The 14,311-nt window shown below is 45.4% G+C and carries 9 protein-coding genes; 3 read left to right on the forward strand and 6 right to left on the reverse strand.

Features of this window, described 5'->3' with window-relative positions; genetic code table 11:
* The first annotated feature begins 4 nt into the window (after positions 1–4).
* Together MD536_RS03480 and MD536_RS03485 are read left to right on the forward strand one after the other, a co-directional pair.
* Positions 5–2,722 (forward strand): TonB-dependent receptor, encoded by a 2,718-nt coding sequence (locus MD536_RS03480; protein ID WP_239595842.1) that lies wholly within the window; start codon positions 5–7, stop codon positions 2,720–2,722.
* A 15-nt stretch (positions 2,723–2,737) separates the two neighbouring features.
* Positions 2,738–3,802, forward strand: coding sequence for a fasciclin domain-containing protein (locus MD536_RS03485; protein WP_239595844.1), 1,065 nt, complete (start codon positions 2,738–2,740; stop codon positions 3,800–3,802).
* Between the two features lie 285 nt (positions 3,803–4,087).
* Here the strand turns inward: MD536_RS03485 and ychF are convergent, their stop codons facing one another.
* Complete coding sequence (gene ychF, locus MD536_RS03490) at positions 4,088–5,188, reverse strand: redox-regulated ATPase YchF (RefSeq protein ID WP_239595846.1); 1,101 nt, start codon at positions 5,186–5,188, stop codon at positions 4,088–4,090.
* Between the two features lie 151 nt (positions 5,189–5,339).
* Between ychF and MD536_RS03495 the strand changes: the two genes are divergently transcribed.
* Complete coding sequence (locus MD536_RS03495) at positions 5,340–6,578, forward strand: nucleoside recognition domain-containing protein (RefSeq protein WP_239595848.1); 1,239 nt, start codon at positions 5,340–5,342, stop codon at positions 6,576–6,578.
* 64 nt (positions 6,579–6,642) lie between these two features.
* On the opposite strand, the gene MD536_RS03500 is transcribed toward MD536_RS03495, so the two are convergent.
* The 5 genes from MD536_RS03500 to nhaA form a co-directional block, all read right to left on the reverse strand.
* Positions 6,643–7,389, reverse strand: a complete 747-nt coding sequence (locus MD536_RS03500; RefSeq protein ID WP_239595850.1) for a DUF4397 domain-containing protein — start codon at positions 7,387–7,389, stop codon at positions 6,643–6,645.
* Positions 7,390–7,403: 14 nt separating this feature from the next.
* Entirely contained in the window at positions 7,404–9,038 is a 1,635-nt protein-coding gene (locus MD536_RS03505; protein ID WP_239595852.1) for a SusD/RagB family nutrient-binding outer membrane lipoprotein, read from the reverse strand.
* 21 nt (positions 9,039–9,059) lie between these two features.
* Positions 9,060–12,242 carry a SusC/RagA family TonB-linked outer membrane protein gene (locus MD536_RS03510; RefSeq protein ID WP_239595854.1) on the reverse strand — a complete coding sequence of 1,061 codons (3,183 nt, stop codon included), beginning with the start codon at positions 12,240–12,242 and terminating at the stop codon, positions 9,060–9,062.
* A gap of 42 nt (positions 12,243–12,284) precedes the next feature.
* Positions 12,285–13,034 carry a DeoR/GlpR family DNA-binding transcription regulator gene (locus MD536_RS03515; protein ID WP_234866063.1) on the reverse strand — a complete coding sequence of 250 codons (750 nt, stop codon included), beginning with the start codon at positions 13,032–13,034 and terminating at the stop codon, positions 12,285–12,287.
* Between the two features lie 88 nt (positions 13,035–13,122).
* Entirely contained in the window at positions 13,123–14,310 is a 1,188-nt protein-coding gene (gene nhaA, locus MD536_RS03520) for a Na+/H+ antiporter NhaA (protein WP_239595855.1), read from the reverse strand.
* Between the last annotated feature and the right edge of the window lies 1 nt (position 14,311).

The raw sequence follows: 14,311 nt of genomic DNA on the forward strand, positions 1-14,311 counted from the left end.
TGGTATGAGAAAAAGCAACAGCTATCTTGCCATGATGCTGTTGGCTCTGTTCACTTCGATTGCTGCATTTGCCCAAACCGTTACTGTAACAGGAAACGTAAAAAACAGCTCGAACGCTGACGTGGTGCCAGCCGTATCAGTTACGATCAAAGGAACCTCCATTGGTACCTTTACAGATGACAAAGGAAATTTTAGTCTGACAACTTCCCAAAAACCCCCATTTACCTTAGTGTTCACGTCTATTGGGTTTGATCCGCTCGAAGTGGTGTTGAACAATGCCAGTGATGCCGTGAATGTAAACCTGGCTCCCTCAAGTTCCCTGGGTACTGAAGTGGTAGTATCCGCCAGCCGGGTTCCGGAAAAAATCCTGGAATCCCCCGTATCTATTGAAAGAGTTAGTTCCGCTGCAATCAGAGTTTCACCTGCTGCCAGTTATTACGATATCGTAGGCAGTTTGAAAGGGGTGGACCTGGTTACTTCTTCCCTCACGTTTAAAACGCCTACCACCCGTGGTTTTGCCGGTAGTGGTAATACCCGTTTCAACCAGTTGGTGGATGGAATGGATAACCAGGCGCCAGGCTTGAACTTCTCCGTGGGTGCCATCATTGGTTTATCAGAACTGGATGTTGATAACATGGAATTGTTGCCAGGTGCGTCTTCTGCTTTGTATGGTCCGGGTGGTATGAACGGCACCCTGCTGGTTTCCAGTAAGAATCCATTTAAATATACCGGTTTGTCCTTCCAGGCCAAAGCTGGTATTATGAATACCGATAGTCGTTATCGGGGCGCTTCCGGTTATCATAACTGGGCGGTTCGTTGGGCTGAGAATATTAAGGATAAATTCGCTTATAAGATCAATGCAGAATTCATCCATGCAAAAGACTGGCTGGCAGCTGATCAGCGAAATTTCGTGGGTCGCCAGAGCGGTCGTGGCTTACCTGGTCCTGGTACCCGTACAACAGACCCCAACTATGATGGGATTAATATCTATGGTGATGAAACCACGATTGATATCCGGTCAGCTGTTTTTCCTGCGATTGCACAGGCTGCACCATTCCTCGCACCTTATATTCAATCCCTGGGTAACAACCCGATCAATGTGAGCCGTACCGGTTACAATGAATCCGATATCATTGACCCCAATACCCTGAATTTCAAATTGGGCGGTGCGCTTCATTATAAAATTACTCCCAAACTGGAAGCAATGCTGGCTGGTAGCTGGGGTACTGGTAACTCCGTGTACACCGGATCTGACCGGTATTCTTTCCGGGATTTCAAAATGGGTCAATACAAACTGGAATTGAATGCGAAGAACTGGTTTGTCCGCACGTACACCACGCAGGAAAATGCCGGACAATCCTATAATGCTACCGTTACAGCACGTTTGCTGAATGAAGCGTGGAAACCTTCCACCACCTGGTATCCGGAGTACAGCCAGACCTACCTGGCGAATCTCTTAGCCGGACAGGACAACCAGACTGCTCACAATAACGCACGTGCTTTTGCGGATCGCAATCGCCCTGCACCTGGTTCTGACCAGTTCAAGCAATTGTTCGACCGGGTTCGTTCCATTCCGATTTCCAGCGGTGGTGGTTTGTTTATCGAGAAATCTGACCTGTATTTTACAGAAGCACAATACAACCTTTCTGACTGGACCGGCAAATTTGCTGACATCCTGATTGGGGGTAACTGGCGTCAGTACGTACTGAATTCAGAAGGTACCCTGTTTACGGATTCTGCTGCTCCCATCAAGATCAACGAAGTGGGTGCTTATATCCAGGCTACCCGCCGTCTGTTCAATGACGTGTTGAAACTGACCTTCTCGGGTCGCTATGATAAGAATGAAAACTTCGAAGGTCGTTTTACACCCAGGGCTACTGCCGTTGTAACGGTTGCGAAGAACAACAATATCCGTTTGTCTTACCAGACAGCCTATCGTTTCCCCTCTACGCAGCAGCAATTTATCAACCTGAACGTGGGTGGAGGTGTACAGTTAATTGGAGGCGACAAGAGTTTCCAGAACTTCTACCAGTTCGACCGGAATCGTCCTTATACTTTGACGAATCCGTCCCAACTGCATGATTTTAAAACCTTCAAACCAGAGTCTGTTACATCTTATGAACTGGGTTACAAAGGTCTGCTGGCAAATGGAAAAATACTGGTGGATGCTTATGGATATTATGGCAGATATCAGAATTTTATTGCGCGTACCCTCATCGGGCAAACAGCTACTGTTGGAGGAACACCAAACCCGGCAACGGATCGTAAGTTTTCTGTTCCCGTGAACATTGAAGACGATGTTACCACATATGGATTTGGTATTGGAATTGACTATCGTTTTGTACGTGCCTGGACGCTCAGCATGAACCTTTCATCTGACCGTTTACAGGATGTGCCAACAGGGTATATCGCGTTCTTCAATGCGCCTAAATACCGCTACAATGCTACTTTGTCTAATTCAGGTTTTGGTACAGACAAGCGTATAGGCTTCAATGTTAGCTACCGCTGGCAGGATGCTTTCTTTTATGAAGGTGATTTCGCAAACGGTGATATAGCAGCCATCCATACAGTAGATGCACAGGTGTCTTACAAACTGCCAAAAGTGAAAAGTGTGGTTAAACTGGGTGGAAACAATATCCTGAACCAGTACTACTTCAATGCACTTGGTAACAGTTTTGTAGGTGGACTTTACTATGTATCCTTTGGTTACAACATTTATTAATGGAAAAATTATTCTATGCTTACGTCATTTAAAAAATATACAGGTATCGGGCTGATGTCCCTGTTGCTGCTTGGACAGATCACAGCCTGTAACAAGATTCCGGAAGTGGAAGAGATTGCCCCGGAAGAGAACGCAGGTCAAACCATATTTGAGATCGTTAATACCGATCCTCAATATTCTATTCTGAAAGCAGCTGTAACCAAGGCAGGAGTGGGCCCCTTGCTGAACAAACGCGATAACAAACTCACACTGTTTGCACCCAATAACGATGCCATGACCCGCTCCGGTATTTCGGAAGCTGTAATTGGTGTGCTGCCTGCTGCACAGCTGGCTGCTATTCTGAGTTATCATGTGATTCCACAGGAGATTGCTTCTGCTGCGATTCCCGGGTTGCCGTTGCCAAATATCCAGATGCCCAGTTTACTGCAACCGCTGGCAAGTCAGCCCTTGTTTAAAATGCCCATCTTCCCATCAAAAAGGCCAACCGGTGCATTCGTAAACAATATTCCTATCACGGCAGTGGATAAACGTGCTGCGAATGGTTATATCCACGATGTGTTTGCATTGGTAGCGCCTCCTCAAACAACAATGAAAGGATTAATTGCAGCACAGCCTGATCTGAGTTTCTTACGTGCGGCGATTGCCCGCGCTGATGAAGGTCAGACTGGTTTGAACAGGATTGATTCGCTGCTGAACTATCCCTTCCCGAATATTACACTGTTTGCACCCAATGATGATGCATTTAAAGCAGCATTGACTTTGTTGGGAGCACCTCCGGTAATAGAAGCTTTTGCTGCACTGCCTCCGGAAACCGTTCGTGGTATTCTGGCTTATCATGTACTGGCGGTTAATGGTACACCGGCATTCCGTGTATTTAGTCCGAACCTGGTAAGTGGTACAGTTGAAACCCTGATTGGTCCATCGCCCATGCCGCAATTAACCATTGATGCTACAAACCCGATGGCACCAACCGTAAAAGGTCGGATTAACCCTACACCTGCCAATGTGGTAGCAGCTGATTTGAATGCGGTTAATGGAGTATTACATAAAATTGACCAGGTATTGATACCGCAGATGTAAGGAAGATGTGAAACGTGAAACGTGAGAAGTGAAAATGGTGAAAGGTGAGAAGTGAAATGTGAAAAACTACTTCATAATTCATACTTCAAAGTTCATAATTGAAAAGGCCCTCCTTGCGGGGGGCCTTCGTCATGGGGAACGTTATTTTCTATCGGGTCGTTTCAACAAAGCTGCATCAGCAGATGCTATTCGATTATGGGAGTCAGATATTATAATGAAGGCACAAATCTAGGGGTTTTCCGTCTCACTTCTCACGTCTCACATTTCACCTCCGATTCAACGTCGTTAGACGTTAAATCGGAAATGCATCACATCTCCATCTTTCACCAGGTATTCTTTTCCTTCGATTCTCAGTTTGCCGGCATCGCGACAGGCAGCTTCTGAGCCGTAGTGAACGAAATCTTCATACGCAATTACCTCGGCCTTGATAAATCCTTTTTCAAAATCAGTATGGATGACGCTGGCGGCCTGCGGTGCTTTCCAGCCTTCCAATATGGTCCATGCACGCACTTCCTGCACTCCGGCTGTAAAATAAGTCTGTAATTTCAGTAGTTTATAGGTAGCGCGAATGAGTTTGTTCAATGCGGGTTCTTTCATCTTGTATTCGTCCATGAACAGGGCGCGGTCATCCGGATCTTCCATTTCTGCAATCTGCTGTTCAATTGAATTGTTCATTACAATTACTTCAGCGCCTTCTTTGGCTACGGCTGCTTTGAGGGCTTCGGAAAATTTATTACCGGTATGCATGGATGGTTCATCCACGTTGGCAACATATAGCACAGGTTTCTCAGTTAGTAGAAAGAGATCTGCAATAGCAGAACGATCTTCTTTGCTCAAGCCTAACTCGCGGATATTTTTTCCTTGTTCCAGGTGAGCATGACAGCGTTTCAGTATTTCAAGTTCAGCCTTTGTTTTGGCATCACCGGTCTTGGCCATTTTTTCAGCCCGATGCAATTTTTTCTCCACACTGTCCAGGTCTTTCAGCTGTAATTCCGTATCGATAATGTCTTTATCGCCAACCGGATTAATGGGGCCCTCATCACGCAGGATATTTTCATCCTCAAAACAACGGATCACGTGTACGATAGCGTCCACTTCCCGGATATTGGCCAGAAATTTATTACCAAGTCCTTCTCCTTTGCTGGCTCCTTTTACGAGGCCGGCAATGTCCACAATTTCAATCTGGGTGGGAACGGTACGATTGGGCTTTACCAGTTCGGCCAGTTTGTCAATACGCTCATCAGGAACATTAACCAATCCTACGTTCGGTTCAATTGTACAAAAGCGATAGTTGCTCGCCTGCGCTTTAGCACTGCTGCTCACTGCGTTAAAAAGGGTGGATTTGCCCACATTCGGTAATCCTACTATTCCTGCTTGTAATCCCATGCTGCCTGTGTTTACGTTTTTCGCGCGCGAAGATAAGGAAATCCCGCTTCACCCACCTCGGCGGATGCCACCGGTCGGGTGAAGCGTCGGGTAGATAAAATTCCTATCTTCCCAATTCATACTTCATAACTCAAACTTCATACTTCCCAGGATGGCTTTAAATATTGTCTGGATCGCATTTTTTGTCATAGCTTTTGTAGTTGCCCTGATTAAACTGATTTTTGAAGGGGACGTGGATATTTTCAAACGCCTGGCAGATGGGGTCTTTGATTCGGCGAAATCTTCGGTACTGGATGTAGCTTTCCCCCTGGCGGGAACCATGGTATTTTTCCTGGGATTGCTCAACATTGCAGAAAAAGCAGGGGCGGTGCGTTTCCTGGCCCGCTTTCTGAACCCCCTGATGAAGCGCATTTTTCCGGAAGTGCCAAGCGGTCACCCGGCACAGGGACAAATGGTTATGAATTTCTCTGCCAACCTGCTGGGGCTCGATAATGCGGCCACCCCATTCGGACTTAAGGCCATGGAAAGCCTGCAACAGCTCAATCCACAGAAGGAAAAGGCCACGAATGCCCAGATTATGTTCCTGGTGCTGCATACATCCGGACTTACCCTCATTCCCTTAACAATTATTGCTTACCGGGTTTCTGTTGGAAGCGTTCAACCTGCAGCGATCTTTATTCCCTGCGTGCTGGGTACTATGATGACTACCCTCGCTTCTGTAATTGTGGTCAGTATCTGGCAACGCATCAAATGGGATTGGGTACTCTATGCATGGGTGGCATCGGCAATCGCATTTGTAGGGCTGCTGCTTTACTATGTAGGCGGATTAGATACAGCCGGAAAGGAAACTTTTGGAAAGGTCGTAGGAAATGTATTGCTGATGGTGATTATTCTTGGGTTTATCCTTGGAGGATTGTGGAAAAAAGTGAATGTATTTGATGCCTTTATTGAAGGTGCCAAAGGAGGATGGGAGGTGGTGTTAAAAATCATTCCTTATCTGGTGGGTATGCTTGTAGGCATCCGGGTATTCCGCGATTCCGGTGCGCTGGATTATGTGGTACGCTTTTTCTCCTGGATCATCGGTTCTTTGGGATTTGATACCAAATTCGTGGATGCATTACCGGTAGCAATTATGAAACCCTTCAGCGGGAGTGGAGCAAGAGGTATGATGCTCGATATCTTCAAAAATCCAGAACTTGGTCCGGATTCTTTTGCCGGTTTAACAGCCAGTATCTTCCAGGGTTCTGCAGATACAACTTTCTATATTATTGCGCTTTATTTCGGAAGCGTGGGCATCAAAAATGTCAGGTATTCCATCTGGGCAGGTATGATTGCTGATTTTATCGGGGTGATCGCTGCCATTTTTATCGCGTATATATTCTTCGCCTGAAAATAAAAGAGCAAAAAAAAGCCACCCTGCGTAAGGGTGGCTGGCACTTGTGTGCTTAGTCTGCCTAGTATGTAAGAAAATTGGTAAGCGTTCTGGCTGTAGCACCGGAACTGGCTCCGTAGGCACCTCTGAAAACGATCGTATAAGAACGTTTCCTGGCAGGAGCAAACGTGTTCATTGTAGCCAGGTTGGTGGTAGTTCCTGTTTCGCGAACATATAAAGTATCTGTCTGAGCTGCTTCATAGGGAATAAAATCCGTCGCGCTGTTTAGGCTGATATTGGAAAAAACGTTCGTGCCTCTTCTTTTCGAATATACATCAACGTTAGGAATTGCGATTCGGGAAAATGGGATATTCACAAAACGAACCCTTGCAGATGTATCTGCAGGCACTTCAACCCTGTCTTCGATGGTTAGCTGTTTTGCCTGGGTAGCGGTATCGTAAGTGAAAATAGTATACCGCTTCCCTGCATCAAAAGTTCCCGCTACCGGAACAACCGGTTGTACGGCTCCGGTAATGGTATCTTTGACATTCAGGTTCAGTTGTCCGGCTGGAATAGCACTGTAAAAACCTCCGGTTGCCGGAAAGAGCCCACCATAACCAACCGCAGCGCCGGTCAGAGGCGTTTCATTCAAATAGAGGAAATTTCTGGCAGTACCTATTGCTCCATTGTACAAACGAACAAATGCTTTATCGCTCAGTTCAAAATTTTCTTTTACCGGGGGTGCGAATTTCTCGCGCTGGCATCCAATCAGCAGGCTGATGGCCAACACAGACGCACCTGTCGTATAAATGAGTTTATTAGCTAACATGATTCTGTTTTTTGTTATTCAGTAATTGAAAACCACTGTTCCTTGGTGTGATAGTCGAGATCCAGTCCGCCAAGCCGATTCAGCTCATCGACATTGTAGAGATATTCTGAATTATAACGAGGACGTGCTCTCTGTACCGGTTTGCCATTGTTGTTGATAAAGAGATCCAGGCCGGTTGGCAACACAAAATCTGCATATACCTGATTGCCAGTCTGCGGATCCAGATCAACATAATGGAAACGGCGCATATCCGTCCAGGTTTCAATCATACCATATCCAAACAATGCGATATATTTCTGCAGCATGATATGAGAAAGTGTAAGGTCTTGTGGAGCTGGTACCACTGCCGGGTTTGCCAGGTAATCTGCGATCGCCTGATCTGTTATTTGTTTATCTGCAGGTACTGATTCATTATAAGTTGTTCGCAGCATATTCATGCTGAGTTCGATACCTTCCTGGTAAGCCTGTTTGGCCTGCGGGCGGCTTCCTTTGCGCAGTAGTGCTTCGGCTTTCATGAATTTCACTTCACTGGCTGTCAGGATGGGGAACTCTGCACCATTCTTGAAAATATAACGGGCTTCCGCATCTGAAGAAGGGGCTGCTGTCAGTGCAAACCCACGTCCCCAGAAGCCAAAGGGTTGCTTGTTCGCTGGCAATGAACTGGTTCCCCGGTTTGGAAGGATACCGGTAATTTCTCCGGTGGAATCTTCGCGCAATAAATAATGCGCACGGGGGTCATAGGCGCCATTAAATATGGTTCCTTTTCCGGTAACCAGGTTGGCAACATAAGCTGTCTGGCGCAGTGTACCTACGTTAGAACGAAAAGGCCCGTAAAAGTTGGATGTTCCGGTGATTCCGGTATTGGCGAATTTCGCTGTTGCATTCTCTGAATTGGAATTGATGCCCAGATCACAATAATACACCACACTGTCTGCATTGTAAGCACTCTTATTGGAGAGTTGGTTGAAAGAGCGCGCAATGACTGAGTAAGCGAATTTTTTCCATTTGCTCACATCACCGTTATAAAAATAGGCATCCCCTTTCGCCAGATTTTGCTGACTCACGTTACCATCTGTACGATCCAGGTACGCAATGGCGGTGCGGGCAATAGCGCGTACGGTGTCATAGATAAACGGCTGAGCATCGTACTTGAAGGTAAGTGCACTTGTGTTGAATGCTTCTTTTACAATTGCTTCTCCATATACATTTGTAAGCGTTAACATACTCCATGCACGGATTGCAAGGGCTGCGCCAACATAATCCCATTTTTGCTCTTCTGTTCCCCATTCTACAATCCGGTTCAGGTTTTGCCCCATGCCGTAATAATGCATGGCCCATACGGATCCCAATACATCTGATGCACCGGTAGCCCCTCCCATCTGATCATACTGATTTCCTGCTGTATTGGTTGCCCAAAACTGAACATATCTGCCAATATATAACCCATCATTAGCTGTTCCATAAGCACTACCTGCCGCAGAGGAACTACCTACCATGTTTCCGATAATACCTGGCATTATTTCTTCAATAGGCTGACGAACTGCCGCATTGGGATTTGGGTAGGCATCGTCAATTAATTTCGAGCAGCCACTGGATACCATGGCAACCAGTGAGCCGGCTAATATTGTATTTCTAATAGTACGTTTCATTGTTGTCTGCTTTTTTAATCATTAAAATCCTACTCTGAATCCGATGTTCACACTAATCGGCGGAGGCAGTGTGCCATAATCAAATCCAAAGCCGCCTACACCACGACTACCTGCTGTGTTTCCACTAACCGAAGGATCTCCATCGGTATAGTTGGTAATCAGGATCAGGTCGTTTCCTGTTAGGAAGGCACTCAGGTTTTTCACCGATTTCCATCTTGCATACATTGATTTGGGGAATGTATAGGCAAGTGTCAGGTCGCGCAGGCGCACCCAGTTTACATCTTTCTGGATGAAAGCTTCTTCCGGCATGCTGGTAGAGGTATAATAAGCATCATTGTAAGCAGGGATTACGCTGATTGTATTGGGAGTTGGATTGGCTGTATTTTCTTTTCCATCCAGCAACACACCTTCCAATACACGGGGTTCAAAACGATCTGCAGTTACATTACTGCGACCGATAGAAGTCAGGTACATTTTCGTTGCATTGAAAATATCACCGCCTACTTTGAGATCAAACATGAAGTTCAGGTTCCAATTGCCATAGGACAATCGGTTACCGATTCCCAGCGTGAAATCAGGATTACGATCTCCCCGCACTTTGAACACACCTTCTAAAACAGGCAGACCAGTTGTCGGGTTGATCAGGATCTGACCCGCATCGTTCCTTCTGTAACCATAAGCAGTGATGGAGGTCGTTGGTCCGTTTAGTACGAGGCCACCTCTTGCGTTGCCATATAACCAGGTATCAGCCAAGTAGAACTCAGACAACATGGCTGGCATTTTAATCACCTTGTTATACATTTTGTTGAAGTTCAGTAGTAGGTTCCAACTGAATTTATTATTGGAAACCATATTTGCATCGAGGGTCACTTCAATACCCTGGTTGCGGGTGCTGGCGGCATTCTGTGTATTCAACACGAAGCCGGTACCATAACTCAAACGGAAATTCTCAACAATCTGTCCTTTGTTCAGGGTATTGTAATAGGTCGCGTCAAGGGAAACACGGTTGTTGAACAATTTGAACTCGGCTCCAATTTCAAAGGTGCTTTGCTTCTCGGGCGCCAGGTTGGGATTGGCATTCACAAATCCGTAAGAATATCCTCCTCCACTTGCGAAGTTGTTTACAAAAACGGATTGGGTAGAGTACGGTGAGTTCAATCGGGCTGTGCTTGCCACAGATCCGCGCAGTTTAAAGTAATTCAGCACATACCCGCCTTTAAGGAAAGGAAGGATATCGCTCATAATTAGACTGGCACTTACTCCCGGATAATTATAATTCCGGTTTTTCCTTGGTAAGGTTGAAGCTGATTCAAAGCGGTGGGTATAGTTCAGGAATGCCAGATTCTTATATCCAATCGCCACCTCTCCGAAATAAGCCAACTGACGAACGATGGATTGATTATAACGGCCAAAATTATTCTGCAACAAACGTGTACGACTACCCGGAGTAGTTGCATTTGAGTCGGAAGGAAGTCCAACCAATTGGTCCATATTGGCATTGGTTACAATGGTGCCATTTTTATACATGATACCATTTACAATGGAGTCAACAAGCCCATTTCCTGCAACCGCATACATTTTGGTTTCATAATCCTGCCACATGGTACCGCCCATTACCCGCAGGCTGAAATCACCAATTTGTTTTTTGGCAGTAGCGGTGATGGTATGGTTATAGCCAGCATAACGGCGGAAATAATTATCCTGCTGGCCCCGGATACCCTGAGAAATAAAGAAGGAAAGTGGGTGATATCTCGTGTAACCATCTTGTTTATATGTATCATAACCGAAGCGGCCAGCAATACTTAACCAATCGGTTGGATTGTAATTGATACCCAGGGTGGCAGTTAAACGATCCGTTACATCCCGACTTGGGTTTTTATATACGTTGAAGAATGGGTTGTCAATTTCCGTATTACCTGCATTGGCTGCCAGTAAGGGAAGCTTATTTCCGTTTTCATCTTCATACTGCCTGATATCATTTGTTACTGGCCAGGCATACAATCCAAGAAGGTAACCTCCCGCACTTCTTAATACCTTATCATTTTCAGAACGGGCAAAAGCTAAAGACGGTATAACTTCAATCTTTTTTCCAATCTTGGTAGTGTTGGAGATCCTCAGGTTATAACGGCGAAAATCATTGTTGGGTACTACTCCTTTTTGATCGAAGAAAGATCCACTGGCCCGGAAAATGGATTTTCCAAATCCAAAATCTGCACCAAGGTTATGTGTCTGTGAAAAGCCAGTACGAAAGAATTCATCAACATTATTATAAGTTGCCGTTCCTGCTGGAATTTCCGGACCAAAATAACGGAAGATGTTGGATGCATTTCCATTGGTACCATTGGAATACTTATCGTAAGTATCCTGCAATCTTGCTACTTTACTCGCGCGGAATGAATTGTCATACTGAACGGCCAGTTTGTTTGATTTCGCCTTTTTAGTAGTAATGATAATAGCACCTGAGCTAGCCTGGCTACCATAAAGTGCCGTAGCTTCCGGTCCTTTTAATACCGTTACATTTTCAATATCATTCGGGTTGATATCGGAAATCCGGTTGGCATAGTCGTTGTTGCGATTTGGACGATCAGATGCCAATCCAACACCCGTACCACCACCACTCGTTTCGTCGAGGGTCGTATTGTCGATAATAACCCCATCAACTACAAAAAGCGGCTGGTTGTTCTGAGAAAGCGAATTAAATCCACGTAAAACAATCTGTGATGAGGCACCAGCAATACCAGAGGTCTGATTGATTGTCAGACCGGCAACGCGACCCTGTAAACTGTTCAGAAAATTTTCCCGCTGTGTCTGCTGAATTTCCGCACCCTTTACCTGTTGGGTAGAATATCCCAGCTCGCGGGGTTTTCTTTTCAGATCCATAGCAACCACTACTTCATCCATAGTGTTGTCCTGTTCGGTAAGGCTGATGGCGTAATTGGCATTTTCAGTTACCCGGATTTCCCTGCCGGAGTAACCAACATAACTGATCACCAGTACATCGCCGTTTTTGGCAGTGATGGTGAAAGATCCATTGTCTCCTGTGAGTACAGACCGGGTTGTTCCTTTAATGGTGACTGTTGCACCGGATAACGGCCCGCCGGATGCGGATTGTACCTTGCCGGTAATGGACCTCTCCTGGGCCCATACCAGTACCGACATGCATAGGAGAAACAAGGCCATAAAGGCCTGCTTTGCAGTTCTCATGATTGCGCGTTTTGATTAGTATTTAGTATGTAGTGTATCTGTTTATAGTACCTGAACTCCAGCTGCAGCGTAAGGCTGAAGGGCAGGATCTGTTGCATTTAGTTCAGTTATTAATGTATTTACTTTTGAAATATCGCAAACATGCAGAGGTTGGGTGGAATTCATTTTTTCAGAAATAGTGAGACAAACAACCCGTTTTGCTGATTCAATCATGGCTCTTTTTACCATCACAACCTCCCAATCATTATCAGTAACTCCATGTTGTATGTCAATGGCATTAATACCTAAAAAACAAATATCTGCACGGATACTTTTTATCTGTTGAATGGCATCTGCACCAACGGTAATCTTGGAGTTTTTAGCTACCTTATCACCAATTACAATTACATCAATATTGGGGTGATTGCTGTATTCCATAATTACCGGAATACTTCCTGAAATAAATGTGGCTTTTAGCCCGGGCGGCAATGCTCTTGCCATTTCCAGAATTGTTGTTCCACCTGTTGTCAGGATGAACATACCGTCTTCGATCAGGGCTGCTGCTTTGCGGGCAATTTCCTGTTTATTGGCCTGTGAATAGATTTCGACCGGAGTGAAATTAACCTGGCTGAAAGAATGTGATAGGGCTCCTCCATGCACTTTGATCAGTTTGTTCTGATCAGCTAATTCCTGAAGATCCCTTCTGATAGTATCTTCTGATACATTGATTTCCTGGCAAAGCTGAGCTGATAAAACCTTATTGTGCAAGTTTACCTGATGCAAAATATAAGCTTGTCGCTCTCGTTTAAGCATAGTTTGTTGGTTGGGACCTCAATATACGAGAAAACCGCAGAAACAAGCAAACATTCTTTTAAAACCGCATTAAAATTGCAGGATAGCGCTAAAGCTGGGATTTTTTGGGTTTACCGCTGAAATACAGTAATAGTAATCCTGCAATTACCGAAACCACAGCTCCTATAAGGATGGCAAGTTTGGCTATGTTTTGCGTTGCAGGATCTTTAAATGCAAGCATGGTAATGAAGATTGACATGGTAAAACCAATGCCAGCGAGTGCCCCCATTCCTATCAATTGCATCCAGTTGGTGCCGGAGGGCCGCTCCCCAAGTCCGGTTGCTACTGTTATCCAGGATGCCAATGTAATGCCCAGCGGTTTGCCTAATACCAGTCCTGCCAGCACTCCCCAGCTCAGGCTGGTAGTTATTGCTTCGCTAAAATTGCCTGGTATTTCAATAGCTGTATTAGCAAGTGCAAAAAGCGGCAGGATGATAAAGTTCACAGGATCATGAAGGGCATGCTCATAATTGGATAAACGTTCAAGCGGAACAAGAAATGCCACCAACACCCCGGCGATGGTTGCATGTATACCAGAATTGAAGATGCAGTACCAAACCAATAGACCGATGAGAAGTGTTACCCACCATTTGTTGCCTCTTAGTTTATTCAACAAGTGCAGTATGCCAAGTAAAACGGCAGCTCCAAGCAAATAATACCAGGATATATCACCTCCGTAAAATACAGCTATCACGAGTATGGCTCCCAGATCATCAATAATTGCCAGCGCCATTAAAAAGATCTTTAACGTAACCGGTACCCGGCTTCCCAATAAAGAGGCAACTCCCAGGGAAAAGGCAATATCGGTTGCCATTGGAATGCCCCAACCACTATGGTAGGGGGTAGATCCATTAAGCATTACGTATATCCCCGCCGGTACCAGCATTCCACCCACAGCGGCAGCAATTGGGAGAGATGCTTTTTTTATGGAGGACAATTCGCCAATTAGTAATTCCCGTTTGATTTCCATTCCTACCAGGAAGAAGAAAACTGTCATCAACCCATCATTGATCCAATGCAGGATGGAGTGGGGGAGATGCAGGAACGGAAGAATATGTGTTTCCCTTTCCATAAAGTGCACATAGGCATCTTTCCATTGGCTGTTGGCTAAGAGTAGAGAGATAATTGTACAGACCAACAAGGTAATTCCCACTGCCCGGCTGTCTTTGATAAACTCCTGAATCGGACTGATTAGTTGTTTTCTGATGATTTGCCGTATGGTGGGTATTGTTGCCATG

It is taken from the genome of Flavihumibacter cheonanensis, assembly GCF_022352215.1.
GTDB lineage: Bacteria > Bacteroidota > Bacteroidia > Chitinophagales > Chitinophagaceae > Flavihumibacter > Flavihumibacter cheonanensis.